This is a genomic window from Nocardioides sp. HB32 (assembly GCF_054058995.1).
Genome location: NZ_JBSSBS010000001.1, coordinates 1,978,666 through 1,999,753, shown reverse-complemented (window position 1 = coordinate 1,999,753; position 21,088 = coordinate 1,978,666). Strand labels below are relative to the sequence as shown.

18 protein-coding genes are annotated in these 21,088 nt (G+C 72.2%); 6 read left to right on the top strand and 12 right to left on the bottom strand.

Annotated elements, in window-relative coordinates:
- Window positions 1-2: 2 nt before the first annotated feature.
- The 3 genes from ACVW2K_RS10185 to ACVW2K_RS10175 are packed head-to-tail and all read right to left on the bottom strand — an operon-like array spanning window position 3 to window position 1,917.
- Window positions 3-167, bottom strand: coding sequence for a Trm112 family protein (locus ACVW2K_RS10185; RefSeq protein ID WP_457202421.1), 165 nt, complete (start codon window positions 165-167; stop codon window positions 3-5).
- A complete protein-coding gene (locus ACVW2K_RS10180) occupies window positions 164-1,534 on the bottom strand; it encodes a phosphomannomutase/phosphoglucomutase (RefSeq protein WP_028637183.1) in 1,371 nt (456 codons plus the stop codon). The genes ACVW2K_RS10185 and ACVW2K_RS10180 overlap by 4 nt, the downstream gene beginning before the upstream one ends.
- 23 nt (window positions 1,535-1,557) lie before the next feature.
- Window positions 1,558-1,917, bottom strand: a complete 360-nt coding sequence (locus ACVW2K_RS10175; RefSeq protein ID WP_028637184.1) for a DUF3499 domain-containing protein — start codon at window positions 1,915-1,917, stop codon at window positions 1,558-1,560.
- Between the two features lie 49 nt (window positions 1,918-1,966).
- Between ACVW2K_RS10175 and ACVW2K_RS10170 the strand changes: the two genes are divergently transcribed.
- Complete coding sequence (locus tag ACVW2K_RS10170; protein WP_028637185.1) at window positions 1,967-2,392, top strand: metallopeptidase family protein; 426 nt, start codon at window positions 1,967-1,969, stop codon at window positions 2,390-2,392.
- Between the two features lie 36 nt (window positions 2,393-2,428).
- Complete coding sequence (locus ACVW2K_RS10165) at window positions 2,429-3,469, top strand: NAD-dependent epimerase/dehydratase family protein (RefSeq protein ID WP_457202420.1); 1,041 nt, start codon at window positions 2,429-2,431, stop codon at window positions 3,467-3,469.
- 6 nt (window positions 3,470-3,475) lie between these two features.
- On the opposite strand, the gene ACVW2K_RS10160 is transcribed toward ACVW2K_RS10165, so the two are convergent.
- The 3 genes from ACVW2K_RS10160 to ACVW2K_RS10150 all read right to left on the bottom strand — a co-directional run bounded on the left by ACVW2K_RS10160 (window position 3,476) and on the right by ACVW2K_RS10150 (window position 8,107).
- Window positions 3,476-4,867, bottom strand: coding sequence for a DUF5719 family protein (locus ACVW2K_RS10160; RefSeq protein ID WP_457202419.1), 1,392 nt, complete (start codon window positions 4,865-4,867; stop codon window positions 3,476-3,478).
- Window positions 4,864-7,716 (bottom strand): glycosyltransferase, encoded by a 2,853-nt coding sequence (locus tag ACVW2K_RS10155; RefSeq protein ID WP_457202418.1) that lies wholly within the window; start codon window positions 7,714-7,716, stop codon window positions 4,864-4,866. Before ACVW2K_RS10155 ends, ACVW2K_RS10160 begins: the two co-directional genes overlap by 4 nt.
- Window positions 7,717-7,852: 136 nt before the next feature.
- On the bottom strand, window positions 7,853-8,107 hold the full coding sequence (locus ACVW2K_RS10150) for a WhiB family transcriptional regulator (protein WP_028637188.1): 255 nt from the start codon (window positions 8,105-8,107) through the stop codon (window positions 7,853-7,855).
- Between the two features lie 202 nt (window positions 8,108-8,309).
- Between ACVW2K_RS10150 and cofD the strand changes: the two genes are divergently transcribed.
- From cofD to ACVW2K_RS10135, 3 genes are read left to right on the top strand one after another with little or no spacing between them, the layout of a single operon-like run.
- Window positions 8,310-9,308, top strand: coding sequence for a 2-phospho-L-lactate transferase (gene cofD, locus ACVW2K_RS10145; protein ID WP_457202417.1), 999 nt, complete (start codon window positions 8,310-8,312; stop codon window positions 9,306-9,308).
- Window positions 9,305-10,267: a coenzyme F420-0:L-glutamate ligase gene (locus ACVW2K_RS10140; protein WP_457202416.1), complete on the top strand. Its 963-nt coding sequence runs from the start codon at window positions 9,305-9,307 to the stop codon at window positions 10,265-10,267. Before cofD ends, ACVW2K_RS10140 begins: the two co-directional genes overlap by 4 nt.
- Window positions 10,268-10,306: 39 nt before the next feature.
- The gene (locus ACVW2K_RS10135; RefSeq protein ID WP_028637191.1) at window positions 10,307-11,074 is read left to right on the top strand and encodes a DUF3105 domain-containing protein; all 768 of its coding nucleotides are present in this window, start codon (window positions 10,307-10,309) and stop codon (window positions 11,072-11,074) included.
- A gap of 32 nt (window positions 11,075-11,106) precedes the next feature.
- On the opposite strand, the gene ACVW2K_RS10130 is transcribed toward ACVW2K_RS10135, so the two are convergent.
- The gene (locus ACVW2K_RS10130; protein WP_457202415.1) at window positions 11,107-12,183 is read right to left on the bottom strand and encodes a mannose-1-phosphate guanylyltransferase; all 1,077 of its coding nucleotides are present in this window, start codon (window positions 12,181-12,183) and stop codon (window positions 11,107-11,109) included.
- Window positions 12,184-12,200: 17 nt separating this feature from the next.
- On the opposite strand from ACVW2K_RS10130, the gene ACVW2K_RS10125 reads away from it, so the two are divergent.
- Entirely contained in the window at window positions 12,201-12,926 is a 726-nt protein-coding gene (locus ACVW2K_RS10125) for a TIGR03089 family protein (RefSeq protein WP_457202414.1), read from the top strand.
- 7 nt (window positions 12,927-12,933) lie between these two features.
- Here ACVW2K_RS10125 and ACVW2K_RS10120 read toward each other — a convergent pair whose 3' ends face one another.
- The 5 genes from ACVW2K_RS10120 to glf form a co-directional block, all read right to left on the bottom strand.
- Complete coding sequence (locus ACVW2K_RS10120; RefSeq protein ID WP_457202413.1) at window positions 12,934-15,816, bottom strand: FG-GAP-like repeat-containing protein; 2,883 nt, start codon at window positions 15,814-15,816, stop codon at window positions 12,934-12,936.
- 383 nt (window positions 15,817-16,199) lie between these two features.
- A complete protein-coding gene (locus ACVW2K_RS10115) occupies window positions 16,200-16,988 on the bottom strand; it encodes an ABC transporter ATP-binding protein (protein WP_028637193.1) in 789 nt (262 codons plus the stop codon).
- The gene (locus tag ACVW2K_RS10110; protein ID WP_457202412.1) at window positions 16,988-17,902 is read right to left on the bottom strand and encodes an ABC transporter permease; all 915 of its coding nucleotides are present in this window, start codon (window positions 17,900-17,902) and stop codon (window positions 16,988-16,990) included. Before ACVW2K_RS10110 ends, ACVW2K_RS10115 begins: the two co-directional genes overlap by 1 nt.
- A complete protein-coding gene (locus ACVW2K_RS10105) occupies window positions 17,895-19,901 on the bottom strand; it encodes a glycosyltransferase (RefSeq protein ID WP_457202411.1) in 2,007 nt (668 codons plus the stop codon). The genes ACVW2K_RS10110 and ACVW2K_RS10105 overlap by 8 nt, the downstream gene beginning before the upstream one ends.
- Window positions 19,898-21,085 carry a UDP-galactopyranose mutase gene (gene glf / locus ACVW2K_RS10100; protein ID WP_457202410.1) on the bottom strand — a complete coding sequence of 396 codons (1,188 nt, stop codon included), beginning with the start codon at window positions 21,083-21,085 and terminating at the stop codon, window positions 19,898-19,900. Before glf ends, ACVW2K_RS10105 begins: the two co-directional genes overlap by 4 nt.
- Window positions 21,086-21,088 lie beyond the last annotated feature (3 nt).

Below are 21,088 nucleotides of genomic sequence, written 5' to 3'. Positions count from 1 at the left end.
GGTCAGGCGGGCTTGCGGGCCTCGTCGACCAGCAGCACCGGGATGTCGTCGCGGACCGGGTAGGCCAGCCCGCACCCGGTGCAGACGAGCTCCTCACCCTCCACGGCGAGGTCCGAGCGGCAGGCCGGGCAGACGATGATCTCCAAAAGCGCGGGGTTGATGTTCATCGGTCACTCCTGATCTCGGCGAGGACGCCGTCTCGGACGCGGGTCATGGTCTGCTCGTCGCGGCCCTCGGCGTTGAGGCGGAGCAGCGGCTCGGTGTTGGACGGTCGGACGTTGAAGGTCCAGTCGGCGTGGCTGACGGTGAGGCCGTCCAGCCGGTCGGTGGTGACGCCGTCGCGGCCGGCGTACGACGCCTCGAGGGCGTCCATGACCGCGGTCTGGTCGGTGACCTCGCTGTTGATCTCGCCCGAGAGCACGTAGCGCTCGAACTCGGCGAGGAGCCCGGACAGCGGGACGTCGGTCTCGGCGAGTGCCGCGAGCGCGTGCAGCGCGGCGAGCATGCCGGAGTCGGCGCGCCAGAAGTCGCGGAAGTAGAAGTGGCCGCTGTGCTCCCCTCCGAAGATCGCCCCGGTCTCGGCCATCGTCGCCTTGATGTAGGAGTGGCCGACGCGGGTGCGGACCGGGTTGCCGCCGAGCTCCGCGACGATCTCCGGCACCGCCCTGCTCGTGATGAGGTTGTGGATCACGGTGGCGCCCGGCTCCTTGCGGAGCTCCCGGGTCGCGATCAGGGCGGTGAGCGTGGACGGCGAGACCAACCCGCCGCGCTCGTCGACGAGGAAGCAGCGGTCGGCGTCGCCGTCGAAGGCCAGGCCGATGTCGGCGCCCTCGGCGAGCACCCGGGCCTGGAGGTCGCGGAGGTTCTCCGGCTCGATCGGGTTGGCCTCGTGGTTCGGGAACGTGCCGTCCAGGTCGAAGTACATCGGCACCAGCTCGACGTCCGGCCCGAGGCGTTCGAACACGGCGGGTCCGGTGTGGCCGGCCATGCCGTTGCCGGCGTCCACCACGACCTTGAGCGGCCGGCCCTTGACGGGCGCGAGCGCGAGCAGGTGTGCGGCGTACGCCTCCAGGACGTCGTGCTCGGAGATGTCGCCGGGGACAGAGGCGATCGGGACCGGGCCGGGCACCAGGTCGCGGATGTCGGCGAGGCCGGTCTCCACGCCGATCGGCTGGGCGTGGCTGCGGCACATCTTGATGCCGTTGTACTGCGCCGGGTTGTGGCTCGCGGTGAACATCGCGCCGGGGTGACCGAGGTGGCCGGAGGCGAAGTAGAGCTGGTCGGTCGACGCGAGGCCGATCAGGACGACGTCCGCGCCCGCTCCGCTCGCGCCCTCGGCGAACGCGCCGGCCATGCCGGGCGAGCTCGGCCGCATGTCGTGGCCGACCACGACCGTCGCGGCGCCGGTGACCCGGACGAACGCCGCGCCCGTCGCCCGGGCCAGGTCCTCGTCGACCTGGTCGGGAACGATGCCGCGGACGTCGTACGCCTTGAAGACCGCGCGCAGGTTCGCCGGGTCGAGGGTGTCGGCCATGGCGCGAGGATAGTGCCGGTGGCTCAGTCGGTGGTGAGGACCCGGAGGTGACCCCGGCGGGCGGTCTCGCGACCGGTCTCCTCGGCGGGGGCGATCCGTGCCTGCGGCGCCGGGCGCCCGGCCTCGCGGACGGCGTCGGCCAGCGCCAGCAGGTCGTCGCTGGAGGGTCCCGGGGCCGCCGTGTCCGTGGCGAGGCGGAGCACCTCCCACCCACGCGGTGCGCTGAGTCGCTCGCTGTGCACCTCGCAGAGGTCGTAGGCGTGCGGCTCCGCGTAGGTCGCCAGCGGTCCGAGGACCGCGGTCTGGTCCGCGTACACGTAGGTCAGCGTGCAGATCGCGGCGCGGCCGCAGGCCGTGCGCGAACAGCGGCGGGCAGGACTCACGCGGCAGACGGTACCCGCCTCCCCCACCGGTCCCCATTAGGCTCGCGGCGTGGATCGGAAGCGGCCTTCTCGTGACCGGCGCGGGCGCGGGATGCGTGGCCCGGCCGTCCTCCCCCGGGTTCCCGGGCAGCCCGAGCTGCCCACGGCCCGCGAGCGGTTCGACGACCTCGCGCTCGGCATCGTCACCGACATCGACGCGCGCTGGCAGGACCGGCTCGGCCTGGTCGAGTACGCCGTCGAGGACGCGCCGCAGATCCCCGACGACTGGGCGTCCGGGACGGTGCCGCTCTCCTCGCTCGTGCGCGGCTCCGGCACCACCCCCACCCGGCTGGTGCTGTTCCGGCGTCCGATCGAGCACCGCTGCGAGACCCGCGAGGACCTCGAGGCGATGGTGCTGACCGTGGTCGTCGAGCAGGTGGCCGAGCTGCTGGGCATCGACGCCGACCAGGTCGACCCGAGGTACGAGAGCGACTGACCGATTCAACGGCGGGGTGGGTGGGCACCGGGTGGCATGCGGATCGCGGTCACGGGAGCAAGCGGGAACGTCGGGTCGGCGCTGGTGGACCGGCTGGTCGACGACGGCCACGAGGTGGTCGGGATCGTACGGCGACCGCCCGACGACGACCGTCTCGACTGGCACCGGGTCGACCTGACGGACGAGGCGCAGGTGCCGGACCTCGAGCGCGCGGTGCAGGGTGCCGATGCCGTCGTGCACCTGGCCTGGGGGTTCCAGCCCTCGCACCGGATCGACCACCTCCGTGCCCTCGGGGTGGACGGCACGAGGCGGGTGGCGGAGGCCGCCGTGCGCGCCGGCGTACCGCACCTGGTGCACCAGTCCTCGGTCGGCGCCTACTCCCCGCGGCGCGACCTGAGCCCGGTGCGGGAGGACCACCCGACGGACGGGGTCGAGTCCTCGCCGTACTCCCGGCACAAGGCCGCCGCCGAGAAGCTCCTCGACGAGTACGACGGCCGCCTGACGGTCACCCGGATGCGGCCGGGCATCATCGGGCAGCGACGCGCCGCCGGCGGCCTGCTCCGGTACGCCGTGCCGCTGCTCGTGCCGGGACGGCTGCTGACCTGGCTGCCGGTGCTGCCCCTCGACGACGTCGTGCAGCTGTCGATGGTGCACGCCGACGACGTGGCGGACGCGATCGCGCGGGTGCTGGACCGGAAGACGGGCGGCGCCTTCAACCTCACGGCCGGCTCCGTCGACGCCGACGAGATCGCCGACGTGCTCGGCGCGCGGCGGGTCGCGGTGCCGATGCCGGTGCTCCGCGCGGCCGCCAGCGCGACCTGGCACCTGCGGCTCCAGCAGGTCGACCCCGGCTGGGTCGACCTGGCCCGCCACGCCCCGGTCCTCGACGCGTCAAGGGCCGGGCAGGAGCTCGGCTGGACGCCCCGGAGGTCCGCACGCGAGGTGCTCGAGGAGGTCGTCGACAGCATGGTCCACGGCGACGCCGGCGACAGCGCCGCGCTCCGTCGCCGCACGGTCCCGCGCGAGATCGGCAGCCTGCTCCGCCGCGGTCCGGTCAGCCGCCGGGTCCGCCCGTAGGGTGTCCTACGGCAGGCCGGGGCGCACGGCCGGCACCAGCCCGTTCATGGCGGGCACGGTGAGCGGGACGGCCGCAGCGCCGTCGTCGGTGATCAGCACGGCGCCGCTGATCGTGGTCCCCGTCGGCGTGACGGTCACCAGCTCGGCCCCGGCCGGGAGCGCGACCGTGATGCCGTGGTCGGGGCTGACGTCCACCTTCACGTCGTGCAGCTCCTCACCGGAGGCGGTGCGGGCGACGACGTCGACGGTCCCGGCGCCGGCGGCACCCGCGAGCAGCAGGCTGCGCTCCTCCCCCTTGGTCCCCGCCGGCAGCAGGACGGTCGACGGGCCGTCGACGACCGGGCCCGGTACGGCGTGCGAGAGGTCGCCCTCGGCGTATGAGCGCAGCGAGGCGGTGACCGGCTCGTTGGCGGTGATCAGCAGCCCGGTGACGTCGCCCTTCTTCACGATGTCCGCGAGCGCGGCGGACAGGTTGAGCTTGCCCGCGCTCTCCGGGGGGATGCGCAGGTCGGGCACGCCCTTGGGCGTGAAGACCGACTCCTCCGTCACGACCTGGATCGTGGCGCGGACCTCGTCGGAGCCGCCGTTGGCGACCACGAGGGCACGCCGCGCGTCGGATCCCGGAGCGATGCCGAGGAGCAGGTTCGCGGTCGCGGGATCGGCCTGCGCGGACAGCCAGTCCTGCGTGGTCCGCCCGCGGCCGAGCGGGTCGTACCGGTCCAGGATCGTGGCGCCGACCCGGCCGCGGGCGGCGACCACCTCGAGCGCGAGCTCGTCGCGCCGCGGGACGATCGAGGAGAGGTCGAGCCGGACACTGCTGCCGCCGGTCACGGAGATGCCGCGCAGCCGCGGCGCGTCGACAACGCCGTGCCGGCCGTAGACCGTGACGTCGGCGACCGCGGTGCCGGAGTCGGGGTTCGTGAGCTCGAGGATCGAGGTGTGGGCGGCTCCCGCGCCGACCCCGGTGAACCAGGAGTGCGCCGCCGGCGGGACACAGCTCGCGACCGCGGGCTGGTCGGTGCCGAACCGTGCCGCGACCAGGCCGGGTGCGGTGTCGTCCTCGCCGTACACCGCGACCGGCCCGTCGCCGGCGTCGAGCGACGTCGTCCTGCCGGAGGCGACCTGGGCCTCCTTCTTGTCCGAGCCGAGGCCGACCTGGACCGGCCCGTCGACGCCCTCGGCGGCACTGGAGATCGACACCGCCGAGGAGCCCGACGGGCACACCACGGTCGAGCGGGTGAGCGCGGTCAGCGCCGGCGCCGCCGCGGTGTCAGCGGGCTCGGACGGGCGGACGAGCAGCAGCGCGAGGGCGCAGACGACCGGCAGCACGACCGCCAGCAGCGTCGTCAGGTTCAGCCTGGAGGTGGCCCGGCGACCTGCGGGTGCGGAGTGGCTCATGACGACCGCCTCCGGTTCGCGGTGGGCAGGCAGAGGACCAGCACCACGAGGATCGCGACGCCCTGGACGATGAGCAGCGCGACCCGCAGCCACGACGTCGGCCCGTTGAGGCCGGACGCGTCGAGCCGCCGGTCCACCTGCCAGGCCCGGGTCGACCGGTCGGCCGCGCTCGCCTGCACGAGACCTGCGGCGGCGTCGAGGACCGCGGCCACGTCGCCGTCGGCGGGCGACGGGAGCACGACGTACTCGATGCCGTTCCTGCCGAGCTCGTCGACGACCGCGGGGGTGGGCCGCGAGACCAGCTCGCGCACGGTGCCGGTGAACGCGGTGTCCTCGGCGGTCAGGTTGAGGACCTCGTCCTCGCCGAGCGTCACGCCGTCACCGCGGCGCACGGTGTAGCTGAGGCCGTCGTCGACGCTGCCGCGGACGACGAGGATGCCGTGCTCGGGGCCCTCCTCCGAGCTCTGCACCATGTAGACCGGGATGTCGCTGTCGATGCCCTCGTCGATGGCGTTGTCCGACCCGACGACCCACCACCCCAGCGTGCCGAGGGGTACGGCGGCCGCGCCGACGGCCACGACCGCGGCGACCACCCGCCGCCAGGAGAGCAGCTCGCGCGTCGCCCCGACGGCGCCGAGGACGGCCGCGACCAGGAACGCCCCCTGCAGCACCACGACCAGGGCGCCGAGCCCGGTCTCGGCGGTCGTCGCGGCGAGGTCGAGCGAGAACGCGCCCAGCAGCACAGCCACGAGCGCCGCGACCAGGGCGACCACCCAGCAGACCAGCACCGGGATCCGGGTCGCGCGCGGCAGCAGTGCGAGGAGGGCGAAGAGGGCGAGGACGGCGCCGAGCCACCACGGTGCGCCCAGGTCGCCGAGCCGGCCGGTGGCCAGGTCGAGCCCGTCGATGCTGGGCGCCGGCAGCCGCCCGATGTCGAGCAGCAGCGCGGCACCCGCCCGGCGCTGGAGGGCGGGGACCCACCACGGCGCCAGCAGCAGCGGCACCAGGCCGACGGCCGCGGCGGGCGGACCCCACACGGACCGGTCCCGGCCCGCGCCGCGGACGATGAGGAAGGCCGCCACGACCACGACCAGCCCGAGGACGACCGCGAACAGCCACAGCACCGGCGCGAAGGCCGTCGCGAGGGCGAGCAGCAGCCCGGTCCGCCACGCGGCCCGCCACCGCCGGTCCGCGTCCGGGTCGGCGAAGCCGAGCGCCGCGTGGGCGAGCCACGGCAGCAGCGCCGCGACGACCACCACGCCCAGCCGGCCGTCCCCCCAGGCCCCGCACGCGACCGGCACCAGCGCCCAGGTCGTCGCGCCCCAGAGCAGCACCCAGCGCGGCGCACCGGCCGAGGTCACCAGGCGGCCGACGACGCGCAGGAACCGCCAGGCACCCCACACGCCCAGTGGCACCGCGAGCAGGAGGACGACCGAGACCGCGGCGCCGGGACTGCCGCCGAGCAGCGTCGCCAGCAGCGCGAGCGGGAGGAGGTACGCCGGGGCAGGGACCGCGGTGCCCGTGCCCAGCGGGTGCCAGGTCTCGCCGTACAGGCGCCACCAGTCCGAGACGACCGACGGTGCCGGCGACAGGCCGCCGCCGGCCACCGAGTCGAGCACGCCGCGGGCACCGACCAGCGCGACCACGACGAACAGCGTGATCGCGAGAGCGATCGGGTTCGTCACGAACCGGACCACCCAGCCGGTGTCCTCGAGGAGGTCGTCCTCGTCGGTGCGCGGGCGGGTGAGCGTGCTGGCGGGGGCGTGCTCGGCGGCGGCGATGCGACGCCGCTCCGCCACGTCCTGCGCCTGGTTGGTCGCGGCCGCGACGAGGTCGCCGAGGAAGTCGAGCCCGTGCCGGTACGGCACCCACCACGGCGCCAGCAGCGACCGCGCGTGCTCCTCCGCCACCGCGCCCTTCTCCCGACGCGCACGGCGCGCGGCCCGGATCTCGCCGGGGTGGGCGTAGATGTTGAGCAGCGCCGCGAGGTCGTCGAGTGCCTCGCCGACCGAGCGGACGACGAGGAACCCGACCATCCGCAGGAGGGTGCCGAAGAAGAGGCGCACCGCCAGCCACGGCAGCGACCGCCGCCGGGCGTTGGCGAGCAGGGTGAACAGCGCGGCCCGGCGCTCCTGGTAGTGGGTGTGCCGGCCGGTCAGCGGGGTACGCCGGACTCCGCGGTGCGCGGCCTCGGCGTGGAACACGACCGCCTGCGGTACGACGAGGGTGCGGTGCCCGGCGGCCGCCGCGCGCCAGCCGAAGTCCAGGTCGTTGCCGAACATCGGCAGCTGCCGGTCGAAGCCACCGAGCTCCTCGAGGACCGTGCGGCGCACCAGCATGCCCGCGGTGTTCACCGCGAGCACCTCGCGGACCTCGTCGTGCTGGCCCTGGTCGTACTCGCCGCGCTCGAGACCGGTCTCGCGCCGGCCGGTGCCGGAGATGGTGACGCCGAGCTCGAGCAGTCGCTTCAGCGAGGGCCACTCGCGCAGCTTCGGGCCCAGCACGTCGGCGGCAGGGTCGGCCGCGGCGGCCTCGAGCAGCGCGGCGAGCGCATCCGGCGCGGGGTTGGCGTCGTCGTGCAGGAGCCAGATCCACTCGCTGGTGGACCCCTGCTCACGCAGCCGCTCGAGGCCCAGGTCCACGGCGGCCGGGAAGGAGGTGGAGCTCGGCGCGCTGAGCACGGCGCCGAAGGCGCGCTCGACGAGCTCGGCGCTCTCGTCCTTGCTGCCGGTGTCGATCCCGAGGACCGCATCGACCGGCGTGGTCTGGGCGGTCAGGCCGTCGATGACGGCGGGCAGCCAGCGACTGCCGTCGTGACTGACGAGCAGCGCCGTGACCGAGGAAACCACGGGCCAGACCCTAACGGCCGGGCCCTGAGCAGGATCCGGGGGAGCAGGATCCGGGGGAGCAGGATCCGGGGAGCCGTCTCGGCGGGGTGCCCCTCCCCCGGGGCACCCCCACCGCGTCAGACGAGTCGGACCGAGGTCAGACGGCGCGCTTCTTCAGCTTGCGGCGCTCTCGCTCGGAGAGACCGCCCCAGATGCCGAAGCGCTCGTCGTTGCCCAGCGCGTACTCGAGGCAGTCGTCTCGCACCTCGCACGTCAGGCAGACCTTCTTGGCCTCCCGCGTCGATCCTCCCTTCTCAGGGAAGAACGCCTCGGGATCGGTCTGTGCGCAGAGCGCACGTTCCTGCCAACCCGCTTCCTCGGCGTCCCCGTCGAGGAGAAATAGTTCTCTCACGGCTTTGCCCTTTCGACCCGGTACTGCTCCCACATCCCCGTTCCCCCCGCGGCCCCGTCGGCGACGGGTCCGGATCCCGCGAAGGAATCGCGAACGACACTGTGGGAATTACATGCCTGTCGTACCCCGAAAGTCAACCCCGGATCTGCTATGGCGAAGACCGGCGAAACGCTGCGCGGACCCCGTGCGGCAAGGTATCCGCATGCGAAACCTCACGGTGCTCTCCGGTGGGATGGGTGGCGCCCGGTTCCTCCAGGGTCTCCTGCACGGCATCGAGCGCGGTCTGCTGCCCGGGGTCGAGCGCGACGCGACGGTCACCGTGGTCGCGAACACCGCGGACGACCTGTGGGTCCACGGACTCAAGGTGTGCCCCGATCTCGACACGGTGATGTACACCCTCGGCGACGGCATCGATGCCGAGCGCGGGTGGGGCCGCCGCGACGAGACATGGAGCGTCAAGGAGGACCTGGCGGCGTACGGCGTGGAGCCGTCGTGGTTCGGCCTGGGCGACCGGGACATCGCGACCCACCTGGTGCGCACCCAGATGCTGGACGCCGGCTACGCGCTCTCCGAGGTGACCGCCGCCCTCTGCCGGCGCTGGCAGCCGGGCGTCCGGCTGCTGCCGATGACCGACGACCGGGTCGAGACCCACGTCGCGATCGCCGACGCGGACTCGCCCAGCGGGCGCCGGGTCGTGCACTTCCAGGAGTACTGGGTGCGGCTGCGCGCCGCGGTGCCGGCCGAGGCCGTGGTGTTCGTCGGGCTGGACGACGCCACGCCGGCGCCGGGGGTCATCGACGCGATCACGGACGCCGACCTCGTCGTCCTTCCGCCGTCGAACCCGGTCGTCTCGATCGGCACCATCCTCGGCGTGCCGCGGGTCCGCGAGGCGCTGGTCGCCACGTCCGCGCCCGTCGTCGGCCTCTCCCCCATCGTCGGCGGCACCCACGTGCGCGGGATGGCCGAGCAGATGCTGAACGCGATCGAGGTCGAGGTCAGCGCCGCCGGCGTGGGCCTGCACTACGGCAGCCGGGCGGACGGCGGGGTCCTGGACGGCTGGCTGGTCGACGAGACCGACCGGGACCAGGTCGACCGGGTGGTCGCGGGTGGGCTGCCGTGCCGCGCCGTCCCGCTGATGATGACCGACGTCGGCGCCACCGCCGCGATGGCCGCCGCCGCCGTGGAGCTGGTCGCTCGATGAACCGCGTCGAGGTGCTCGCACCCGACGGCGTCGGCGAGGTGCGGCCCGGCACCGACCTGGTCGAGCTGCTGGTCCCCCTGCTCGCGCTGGTCGACGGCGACGTCCTGGTGATCACCAGCAAGGTGGTCAGCAAGGCCGAGCGCCGGGTGGTCCGCGGCACCCGTGAGGAGGCGCTGGCGGGTGAGACCGTGCGCGTGGTCGCCCGCCGCGGTCCCACGACGATCGTGCGCAACCGGCTCGGCCTGACCATGGCCGCGGCCGGCATCGACAACTCGAACGTGCCCGCCGGCTCGATCGCGCTGCTGCCGGTCGACCCCGACGCCTCCGCGCGCCGGATCCGCACCGACGTACGGCGCCGCACCGGCCGCAACGTGGCCGTGGTCGTGACCGACACGGCCGGACGGGCGTGGCGGGAGGGCCAGACGGACATCGCGATCGGCGCCGCCGGGCTCGTCGTCGCCCAGGAGTACGCCGGCCGCACGGATGCGCACGGCAACGAGCTGGCGGTGACGCTGCCGGCCGTCGCGGACGAGATCGCCGGCATGGCGGACCTCGCCCAGGGCAAGCTCGCCGGACGCCCGTTCGCGGTCGTCCGCGGCCGGGCCGACCTGGTGCTGCCGGCCGACCAGGACGGCCCCGGCGCCGCGGCGCTGGTCCGCGCCGAGGGCGGCGACCTGTTCGGGTACGGCGCCCGCGAGGCCGTCGTCCGCGCCCTCAAGGGTGTCGCCGCGGACCGGGCGCCGTTCGGCGCCCCCGCCCCGGCCGACGAGTTCGCCGCGGCGATCAGCGACGTCCTCGGCCTGGTCCCGTCGCACTCGACGGGCGACGGCGGAACGCTGCTGGTGACGGTCCCGAAGGGCCTGGCGCGCCCGCTGGGTGCCCTCGCGTTCGCGCACGGCTGGGAGCTCGTGCAGTCGGATTCGCCGAGCGATGCCCGGTTGCGACCGGTCCGCCCGTAGACTCTGCCGTCGTCGTCCAGCCGTAGAGGGAATCGAGCCGTGGCCAAGACCACCAAGTCCGACAAGATCGACCGCAAGGCGGTCGTCGAGCAGATGCGGAAGAAGCAGAAGGGTGCCGACCGCCGGCGCAACTTCGCCATCGTCGGCGTCTGCGTCCTGATCGCCGTCGGCATCCTCGCGGCCGCCATCGTGCCGATCGTCAAGGACAAGCTCGACGCGCGGAAGTACGACAACACCGCGCTCTCCGACATCGGCGCACCGGCCTCGTCCTGCCAGGACATCACCACCAAGAAGGCCGACGGCAACCAGAACCACGTCCCGATCGGCACGCCGGTCGACTACACGACTGCACCGCCGGCGTTCGGTGCCCACTGGAACGAGGCCGGCGTCGCTCCCGCGCCGTTCGCGAAGAAGTTCTACACCGCGGACGAGCGCCCGGAACTCGAGGCGCTGGTGCACAACCTCGAGCACGGCTACACGATCCTCTGGTACGACTCCACCATCGCCGACGACTCCACGGCGCTCGACGAGGTCAAGGCGATCGCCGACAAGTTCTCCGGCTCCTCGGACGACATGCGCGACAAGTTCATCGCCGCCCCGTGGAAGTCCACCGACGAGGACGGCGCGAAGTTCCCCGACGGCCAGCACGTCGCGTTCACGCACTGGTCGGCCGGCGGCCAGGGCGAGACCGACCCCTCGAAGCAGGTCGGCGCGTTCCAGTACTGCTCCGCGGTGAGCGGTGCCGCCCTGGAGGACTTCATGAAGAAGTACCCGTACTTCGACTCCCCCGAGCCCGGCGCCATGTGATGAGTCGTCTCCCGGGCTTGCTCGGGAGACGACTACGTCAGCTCAGCTCGTCCTGACTCCTTCAGCCGCTGCACGACCTGCTTGACGTCCTGGGCCCGGGCCCGGGTCGTCACCAGGAGCGCGTCCGGGGTGTCCACCACCACGACGTCGTCGAGGCCGATGACCGCCACCAGGCGCCCGGCAGCAGGTACGACGAGCCCGCTCGCGTCGATCGCGCGGACCAGGTCGTCGTCGCCGAGGACCGTGGGCCGGCCGGCGTCACCGACGAGCCCGGCCAGCGCGTCGAAGTCGCCGATGTCCTCCCAGCGGAAGGCCGAGGGCACGCAGACGACGCGACCCGCGTCCGCCGCGGGCTCGGCGACCGCGTGGTCGAGGGCGATCCCCGGCAGGTCGGTCCACAGCTCGTCGAGCCTCGAGGGGTCGGCCGCGATCGCGCGGAGCGAGGCGGCGAACGCGGGGTGCCAGCGGCCGAGCAGGTCCAGCAGCACGGTCGGGCGGACGATGAACATGCCCGCGTTCCAGCGGTAGTCACCGGTCGCGAGGTACTCCGCCGCCGTGCGGACCGAGGGCTTCTCGACGAACTCGCGGACGGCGAACGCGCCCGGGTGGCCCGCCAGCGGGTCACCGAGGTGGACGTAGCCGAAGGCCGAGGACGGGAATGCCGGCTCGATGCCGAGCGTGACCAGCCAGTCGTCTCTGGCCACGTCGGCCGCGATCCGCACGCAGTCCGCGAAGACCTCGGGGTCGGGGATCACGTGGTCGGCGGCGAACGAGCCCATCACCGCCTCGGGGTCCTCGCGCTCGAGCACGGCCGCCGCGAGCCCGATCGCCGCCATCGAGTCGCGCGGCGACGGCTCGGCGAGGACCCGCTCCGGGGCGACCCCGGGGAGCTGCCCCAGCACCGCGTCCCGGTGCGGTCGCCCGGTGACGACCAGGAACCGGTCCTCCGCGACGGTCGAGAGCCGGTCGACCGTCCCCTGCAGCAGGGTGCGACCGCTGCCGGTGAGGTCGTGGAGGAACTTCGGCACCGACGAGCGCGACAGCGGCCACAGCCGGGTCCCGGCGCCGCCGGCGGGGATCACGGCCCAGAAGTGGTCGATCGAGGACATGCTGAGAGGCTAGCGAGGTGACCACCTTCGCCGACGTGCTGGCGCGCCAGGTGCGCGGTGACTCCTCGCGCCCGCTCGTGACGTTCTACGACGACGCGACCGGCGAGCGGGTCGAGCTGTCCGTGACGACGTACGCGAACTGGGTCGCGAAGACCGCGTCCCTGCTCGCCGAGGAGCACGGCCTCGAGCGCGGCCAGTCGCTGTGCGTCGACCTCCCCGCACACTGGCTCGGGCCGGTGTTCCTCGGCGCGGCCTGGGCGGTCGGGCTGGTCGTGACCGGTCCGGAGGACGCTCACCCGGACGCCGTCGTGTGCGGTCCCGACGCCGTGGAGCGCTGGGCCGGACTCGCCGCCGATCTCCCGGTGCTGGCCTGCTCGCTGCTGCCGCTGGGGGTGCGCTTCGCCGACCCGCTCCCGGCGGGCGTGCACGACGTCGGCCTCGAGGTGTGGTCGCAGCCGGACGCCTTCACCGCGTGGGACCCGCCGACCGGGGACGACCCGGCCACTGGCCCGTCGTACGGCGGCGCGACCCAGGACGAGACGTGGAGAGCGGCCGCCGCCGGGAGCCTCCTCACCGACGGCGGCCGCCTCCTCACGGAGGCGAACCCGGCTTCCCCACCAGGACTCGCCACCTTCACCGAGCCGCTCGTCAGAGACGGCTCACTGGTACTGGTCACCCACGCCGGACCGGGACGACTCGAGACGACGTACGCCGCCGAGCGCGCCACGGCCCGCTTCCCTTGATCGCGGGTCAACCAGCCAGGTCGTACACCCCCATCCCCCCACCGAGGTAGCGCCGGGTCTTGAACCCGGCCGCCGTGCCCTGGAGGAGCCACAGGTCGCCGGTGGCCTTCTCGCGGACGACCAGGTCCGCGTGGCCGGTGAGCTGGATGTCGCTGATGCCGACCACCCAGTCGTACGGCGAGAGGTCAAGCCCGAGCGGCTTTCCGCCGGTCAGGCCGCCGGGGCCGTTGCCCGGGAACAGCGTGAGCCTGTTGCCCTGGCGGAACAGCGAGTCGGGGGCGCCGTCGCCGTCCCAGCGACCGACCGGGACCTGGCGTCCCGCGTCGATCCGGCCGTGCGCGACGTAGCTCGGGTGCAGCCCGTCGAGGCCCGCGCCCGGGTAGATCCGGATCGCGCCCCCGGCCGGCTGGCCCATCAGGTCCGGCCAGCCGTCGCCGGTCATGTCGCCGACCGCGCCGAGCAGCCCCACCCCGGAGAAGCCGTCGGCCAGCTTCACCGGTTTGGCGAAGTGGCCCTTGCCGTCACCGCGGCGCAGTAACAGCGCGCCGGTCTTCGTGTTGCGGTTGATCACGTCCGCGAACCCGTCCCGGTCCCAGTCGCCGGCGTTCATCACGAGGTTCGCGTTCGAGAGGTCCATGCCGGTCGCGATCGGGGCGCGGAGCTCGGTGGTGCCGCTGTTGGGGAACACGGTGAGCCCGGCGCCGGTGCGCGCGACCAGGTCCGGCGTACCGTCCCCGAGCAGCTGGGCGGCGCCGACCAGGGAGCCGACGCTCGCGATCCGGAGGATCGGGCCGAGCGGGTGGCTGAACGTGCCGTCGCCGTTCGACGGCAGCACGAAGCCGTTCTTGGTGTCGGCGTCGCGCGCGAACAGGTCGGTGTCCCCGTCCCCGTCGAAGTCACCGAGGCCGGTGACGGCGGTCCACCGGTCCCAGCTCCCGACGCTCGACTTCTTCGCGAAGCCCTTGCCGGTGCCGGGGTGCAGCCAGACGGTCCCGTCCTTGGCCCGACCGAGCAGGTCGGCCTTGCCGTCCCCGGTGACGTCACCGGCGCCCACGAGGGCGGTGTAGCCGCCCCAGACCGTGCCGAGGCGCTGCACGCGGAACCGCCCGTCTCCGCGGCCGTAGAGCGCGTCCAGCCGCCCGGTGTCCGGCCAGCGGGCGACCAGGTCGTTCCGGCCGTCTCCGTTCAGGTCGCCGGCCGCGGTGACCAGGTCGTGCCCGGCCAGCTGCCTGATCGTGCTGACGGCGGCACCGAAGGCGCCCTTGCCGTTGCCCGGGCGGACCTCCGCGGTGCCGTCGCCGTCCACGACCACGAGGTCGCCGACGCCGTCGCCGGTGACGTCCGGCGTGGTGATGACCGTCTGGTCCGAGGTGAGTCCGGACGCCGCGGGTACGCCGGTGCCGAACGCCGTGAGCCCGCCGGTCGGGATCACGAAGCCCTGGCCGTCGCTGGCGCGCCGGACCACCAGGTCGGGGTGCGACGAGCCGGCGAGGTTCGACTCCAGCTCGCGCCCGGACCAGCCGCGCTGCGCCTCGGCGGCGAGCCGGCGGATCTGCGGGATCTTGGCGTAGAGGTACCGGCCGGGACAGGCCGTCGAGGCCGCGTCGCGGTGGCCGTTGATCGCCTCGAAGTAGCGCGAGCCAACCCACTGCTTGGTCGAGGACGCGTCCACGCCGTGGAGGGACAGCTTCCACGCGAACAGCGCGCCGTACGCCTGCACCATCGCCTGGCTGGGCTGCTTGATGTCGTAGTTGCCGATCGCCGACATCGCGAACGCGTAGTCGTTGTAGTTCAGGGTGTGCGCACCGACCACCGGGCGGTCGATGCCGCCGTACCGGCCCTCCCAGATGCGGCCGAAGCGGTCGACCAGGAAGTTGTAGCCGATGTCGGACCAGCCGCGGGACTGGGTGTGGTAGGCGTAGATGCTGCGCAGGATCGCGGGCACCTCATCCCGGGTGTAGTCGTTGGCGTTCACCGTGTGGTGGACGAAGCCGGCGTGCACCTCGAAGTAGTGCAGCGAGCTCTTGTCGCGCATGCGCTCGTCCGCGCCCCACTGGGCCCGGGAGAAGATCTGCGGCTTCGGGGTGAACGTCGCAGCGGACAGGTCGATCCGGTCCGAGCCGCCGGTGCCCTCGCCGTCGTTGGTGGCGATGGTGGTGCTCGTGCTCGGTACGGCGTCGCCCGGCGTACCGTCCATCGACGTCGTGTCGAGCGCGGGCTTCTCCATGGCCGAGCGCGCGGCCCGGCCCGGGTCGACCACGGCCAGCTTCAGGTCGGCCGGGAGCGCGTTGCGGGTGGTCGCGACCTTCACCTGGACCTGGTCGACGTCGCCGACCAGCAGCTCGTCGGTGCCGGGGCGCGCGTGCCGCGCCTCCTCCGAGCCCGGGTCCGGACCGTGGTCGTCGTGGTACTCGAGGTCCAGCCAGCCCGACCAGCTGTCGCCGGTGCGGGTCCGGACCTGCAGCGTGATGTCGCCTTCGGGCAGCTGGGTGCCGTGCGCCCAGGTCACGCCGACGGTGCCGTAGCCGGAGACCGGCTCGGGGAGGCTGGTCAGCGTCGGCTGCCCACCGAGGGCGCCGGCCTTGCCGCGGGCCAGCGGCGCCCGCTCGACCTCGAGGCGGGCGTGCGGCTGCCCGGGCGGCGCGGTGAGCTGGTGCTCGTCGACCGTCGGGTCGACGACCGCGGTCGGGACCTTGGCCGGCCGCTCGGCGGCGCGCGTGTACGCCGCGAGGTCGCCCTGCAGCGGCGCCTGGCCGTACTGGCCGCTCGGGCTCTCGCGGACCACGTCGAGGCTCACGACGCTGGCCGCCGGGGTGAGGGCGGCGATGACGACACCGAGCGCCAGGAACTGCTGGCAGGCGGTGACGAAGCTGGACTTGCTGGGAGGCATTCGGGTACTCCAGTGTGCGCGGGGAAGTTCACACGAGACGCAACTTTCACACGCGCAACACTGGGCACGGAAGGGAAACTGAGTAACTACAAACGTGTAATTTCCACTCGACACGCCGATGATTCCTGGATTTGTCAAGAAATCTCAGGTGTGTAATTCGCCGGGTCCGGGTGCCGAAATGCCGGTAGTCCCTGGCGAAAATGTCGTCGGACGACCCGATCCGGGACATTTCGGGCAGGGACTACCTCGACGGGACGGGTGATCGCCGGGACCGGCAGCGCGAACCACCGGTCTCGATACGCGGGTCGCGAGCTCGTTCCTCGCTCGCGCCGCTACTCGACCGGCGCCTGGTCAGGTCCCGAGCAAGCTCGGGACCTGGGCGCTCAGATGTCGGCGCCGAGCTCCTCGTCGGCGTCCTCGGAGCCGAGCTCCTCCTCGGTCTCGCCGCCGTCGTACTTGACGAACTTGATGCCCGCGTCGACGCCGCCGTCGAAGGCGAGGCGGCCCTGCTCGAGGACGATCACCCGGTCGCACATCTTGCGGACCGAGCCGGCCGCGTGGCTGACGTAGAAGAGGGTGCGGCCGCCGTCGCGGACCTCCTGCATCTTCTCCAGGCACTTCTGCTTGAAGGGCCGGTCCCCTACCGCGAGCACCTCGTCGGCGAGGAAGATGTCGGAGTCGACGTGGATGGCCACCGCGAAGCCGAGGCGGGCGAACATGCCCGAGGAGTAGTGGCCGACCGGGGAGTCCAGGAACTTGCCGATGTCGGCGAACGCGACGATGTCGTCGAACTTGCGGCTCGTCTCCGCCTCGCTCATGCCGAGCACGGCGGCGTTCAGGTAGATGTTCTCCCGGCCGGTGAGCTGCGGGTGGAAGCCGGCGCCGGTCGCGATCAGCCCGGAGATCCGCCCGCGGGTGAGCACCCGGCCGCTGTCGGGCCGCATGATGCCGTTGATCAGCTTGAGCAGCGTGCTCTTGCCGGACCCGTTGAGGCCCATCAGCCCGATGGACTCACCCTGCTCGACCGTGAAGGACACGTCGTCCACGGCCTTGAACGTGTCACTGATGTCCTGGCGGCGCAGCGCGGCCACGGTCATCTGTTTGAACGTGCGGTGGTAGCGCAGCGTGAACGACTTCGTCGCGTTCTCGACGACGATCGACTGGGTGCCCATCAGAGCCGCTCCGGGATCTTGTTCTCGAGCCGCGAGAAGACCAGCTGGCCGACGCCCAGGACGACCAGGCTGATCCCGAGACCGATGATGCTGCGGGTGAAGAGGTGGTCGGGCAGGTGCGCGGCGATCGTGGCCTGGGGATCGTCCGTCGAGCCGACCCAGAACGCACGCTGCACGAGCAGCACGGCCTCGGCGATCGGGTTCGCGAGGTAGAACTCGGTGTGGCCGTGGAAGCGCTCGGCGACCAGGCTGTAGGGGTAGATCATCGGGACGCCGAAGCGGACCAGGTTCGTCATGATCGACGCGACGTTCGAGACGTCGCGGAAGAACACGTTGGCGGCGCTGAAGAGCAGCGCCATCGCCGTGCCCAAGGTCATGATGATCGCCAGCGCGAGCACCAGGGCCACGACGCCGGCGAGCTCGGGAGTCCAGCCGGTGATCACGCAGACGGCGGTGAGGATCACGAACTGCGGCAGCATGTGGTACGCCGACACCAGCATCGAGGCGACCGGGAACATCTCCCGCGGCACCGCCATCTTCTGGACGAGCGTCTTGTTGCGGACGATCGAGCGGGTGCCGGCGTTGAACGTCTCGTTGAAGAAGTGGACCAGGATGATCCCGCAGAACATGTGGATCGCGAAGTTCGGCACGTCCTGGTGGAGCTGGAACAGCACCCCCATCACGAAGTAGTAGATGAAGAACTGCGTGAGCGGGTTGACGTAGGACCACAGCAGGCCGAGGAGCGAGCCCTGGTAGCGCGCGCTGATCTCCCGGCGGACCAGCAGCCGCAGCAGGTAGCGCCGCCGGAAGACCTCGAACAGGCCCGTCGACGCCGACGGGGGGCTCAGCGGGGCGTCGACGTGGTGCACCGGCCGGGCCGGGGTGTCGCCGAGCGGCTGGACGACGTCAGTCATCCGCGCGCTGCCCGGTCCAGGGCCGGAACGTCTCGTCCCAGGCCTCGGGCGAGGTCACCTCACCGAGCTTGGCGCGGTACTCGTCGGCCAGCCGCGGCCACTCCCGCTTGAGCCGCTCGTGGATCTCGATCGTCTTCAGCATCAGCTCGCGGAACTTCTCCGGGTCACGCCGGTAGAACGCCGCCGAGGCGCCGTCGTTCATCGACACGATCGCCGAGTCGTACGACGCGAGGCGGTACCACTTGGCGTCCATCGCGCGGATCTCCGCCTCGGGGTAGTCCTGCGCGAGCTCCCGCGGCGGCTTGAGCTGGCGCAGCGGCTGGAGGCCGGCACTGACGAGCTGCGCGAGGCGGCCCGGGATCTCGGTCCCATCCCTGCCCTTGCGCGGCGGCTTCTTGCGGCGCACCGGCGGGAACGCGTCCGGGTCGGACTCGAGCTGGGCGTCGGTGAACTGCTTGCGCAGCGCGTTGATCTCCCCCAGCCGGGTCGGGAGCATCTCGTGGAGGTGGTCCGGTCCGGCCAGCACGTCGAGCAGCGCCTGGTGGCGGATCTCGGCCGTCGAGTACTGCATGGACACCAGGTGGGAGATCTGGTGGTTGCGGCTCTCCCGCACCATCCGGCCGCCCTTGGGGTACGGCGAGTGCAGCAGCGCGGCCACGAACCGGTTCCGCTGGTGGAAGTAGGCCTGCCAGTCGAGGCCGTCGTTCTTGTCGGTCCACGGCACGTGCCACACCGCGGCACCCGGGAACGTGACGGTCGGGTAGCCGGCCGCCTTGGCGCGCAGGCCGAACTCGGAGTCGTCCCACTTGATGAACAGCGGCAGCGACAGGCCGATCTCCTCGAGGACCTGGCGTGGCACCAGGCACATGAACCAGCCGTTGAAGTCCACGTCGATGCGCTTGTGCAGCCAGCGGCTCGACCGGAGGTTGCGGCCGGCGAGGTCCCAGTCGCTGTAGGTGTCGAACGGCGACTGCCACCAGAACCGCCACGGCTGCACGATCTCGCCGAAGCTGTGCAGCCGGGAGCGCGAGTAGATGTTGAACATGTGGCCGCCCACGATCGTGGGCCGGCGGGCGAGGTCCGCGAACGTGATCGCGCGGATGATGCCCTCGGGCTCGCAGACGACGTCGTCGTCCATCATCATCGTGTACGTCGCGGTGCCCTTGCGGACCGACTCGAGCTGGCCGCGGGCGTAGCCGCCCGAGCCGCCGAGATTGCCCTGCACGATCATCCGCAGCGTCTCGCCCAACTCCGACTGGGCCTTGGCGAAGTCGGGCGAGTCGACGACCTTGTCGGTGCCCTGCTCCATCACGAAGACGGTGTCGAGGTACGGCGCCAGGTCGGCGTCCTCGCCGATCTGGGTGAGCAGCTTCGCGCAGAAGTCCGGCCGGTTCATCGTGGTGATCGCGATGTCGACGGTGCCGTGCTGGGCCCGGTCCTCGGGCACGTCAGCGGACCACTCGGCGGACTCGACGACGACGTCCTCGTCGCCCGCGATCACGTCGTACCAGTACCAGCCGCCGTCCACGAACGGCTTGAGCGACAGCTCGAACGTGAAGGTGCTCGTCTCCTCCGCGCCGGTGTCGGCCGCGCCGACGCGCTGCGAGTGGCCTCGGGCCATCGACTTGTAGACGATCACCGTCGCGCCCTTGCCGGATACGCGGACGGTCAGCGTGACGTCGGTGACGACGGACCAGCGGCGCCAGTAGCTGGCCGGGAACGCGTTGAAGTAGGTGCCGAAGGACAGGCGCTCGCCCGCGCGGACGCGCAGCGCGGTGCGGGACTCGATCTGATCCAGGTGCACCCCGCGGCCGGTCGCGGTCGACTGCCGGATCGCGGCGTGGTTCAGGTCCTTCGCCGCCCGACTGCCGCCGACCTCGTACTTGTCGGCGTCGAGCCTGGCGTCCTCGGGGTCGACGTACAGGGCGAGTACGTCGAGGTCGCGGTCCAGCGGGAGGATCTGGCGCTGGAGCAGGCGGGTCGTGGTCGGCGTGCTCATGCGTCGACACCTCCGCTGGTCAGCGGCGCACCTTCGGCGAAGTGCGGCCGGAGCTTGTTCTCGAACATCGACAGCGCTGAGCCGATCGCCATGTGCATGTCGAGGTACTTGTAGGTCCCGAGCCGGCCGCCGAAGAGCACCATCTGCTCCTTCTTCGCCAACTCGCGGTACTGCAGCAGCTTCTCGCGGTCCTCGGCGGTGTTGATCGGGTAGTAGGGCTCGTCACCCTCCTCGGCGAACCGCGAGTACTCGTGCACGACGATCGTCTTGCCGGGCAGGTAGGTCCGCTCGGGGTGGAGGTGCTTGAACTCCAGCGTACGGGTGAACGGAAGGTCCTCGTCGTTCGCGTTGACGACGCCCGTGCCCTGGTAGTCGTCGACGTCCACCGTCTCCCGCTCGAGGTCGATGGTCCGCCAGGACAGCCGGCCCGCCGAGTTGCCGAAGTACTCGTCGACCGGTCCCGTGTAGACGATCGGGACCTTGCCCCTGAACTCGTCGGCGACGTCGAAGAAGTCGGTGTCGAGCCGCACCTCGATGTTCGGGTGGTCGGCCATCTTCTCCAGCCAGGCGGTGTAGCCGTCGACCGGGAGGCCCTCGTAGGTGTCGTTGAAGTACCGGTTGTCGAAGTTGTAGCGGACCGGGAGCCTCGTGATGATGTCCGGGCTCAGCTCCTTGGGGTCGGTCTGCCACTGCTTGGCGGTGTACCCCTTCACGAACGCCTCGTAGAGCGGGCGGCCGATCAGGCTGATCGCCTTCTCCTCGAGGTTCTGCGCGTCCTCGGTGGCGATCTCGCTGGCCTGCTCGGCAATCAGCGCCCGCGCCTCGTCGGGGGTGTGGCTCCTGCCGAAGAACTGGTTGATGAGCCCCAGGTTCATCGGGAACGAGTAGACCTGCCCCTGGTACTTCGCGAAGACGCGGTGCTGGTAGCCGGTGAAGGCGGTGAACCGGTTCACGTAGTCCCACACCTTCTTGTTCGAGGTGTGGAACAGGTGCGTCCCGTAGACGTGCACCTCGATGCCGGTCTCCGCGTCGAACTCGCTGTAGGCGTTCCCACCGAGGTGGGAGCGGCGCTCGAGCACGAGCACGTTCAGGCCGAGCTCCGTCGCACAGCGCTCAGCGATGGTGAGGCCGAAGAAACCGGAGCCGACGACGACGAGGTCAGGGCGGTGCTCAGGGGATGACACGGT

Excerpts from the sequence above, each read along its gene's own strand:
- ACVW2K_RS10185 (WP_457202421.1), bottom strand. The coding sequence starts at position 167 with ATGAACATCAACCCCGCGCTTTTGGAGATCATCGTCTGCCCGGCCTGC.
- ACVW2K_RS10180 (WP_028637183.1), bottom strand. The coding sequence starts at position 1,534 with ATGGCCGACACCCTCGACCCGGCGAACCTGCGCGCGGTCTTCAAGGCG.
- ACVW2K_RS10165 (WP_457202420.1), top strand. The coding sequence starts at position 2,429 with ATGCGGATCGCGGTCACGGGAGCAAGCGGGAACGTCGGGTCGGCGCTG.
- ACVW2K_RS10160 (WP_457202419.1), bottom strand. The coding sequence starts at position 4,867 with ATGAGCCACTCCGCACCCGCAGGTCGCCGGGCCACCTCCAGGCTGAAC.
- cofD (WP_457202417.1), top strand. The coding sequence starts at position 8,310 with ATGCGAAACCTCACGGTGCTCTCCGGTGGGATGGGTGGCGCCCGGTTC.
- ACVW2K_RS10140 (WP_457202416.1), top strand. The coding sequence starts at position 9,305 with ATGAACCGCGTCGAGGTGCTCGCACCCGACGGCGTCGGCGAGGTGCGG.
- ACVW2K_RS10130 (WP_457202415.1), bottom strand. The coding sequence starts at position 12,183 with ATGTCCTCGATCGACCACTTCTGGGCCGTGATCCCCGCCGGCGGCGCC.
- ACVW2K_RS10120 (WP_457202413.1), bottom strand. The coding sequence starts at position 15,816 with ATGCCTCCCAGCAAGTCCAGCTTCGTCACCGCCTGCCAGCAGTTCCTG.
- ACVW2K_RS10115 (WP_028637193.1), bottom strand. The coding sequence starts at position 16,988 with ATGGGCACCCAGTCGATCGTCGTCGAGAACGCGACGAAGTCGTTCACG.
- ACVW2K_RS10110 (WP_457202412.1), bottom strand. The coding sequence starts at position 17,902 with ATGACTGACGTCGTCCAGCCGCTCGGCGACACCCCGGCCCGGCCGGTG.
- ACVW2K_RS10105 (WP_457202411.1), bottom strand. The coding sequence starts at position 19,901 with ATGAGCACGCCGACCACGACCCGCCTGCTCCAGCGCCAGATCCTCCCG.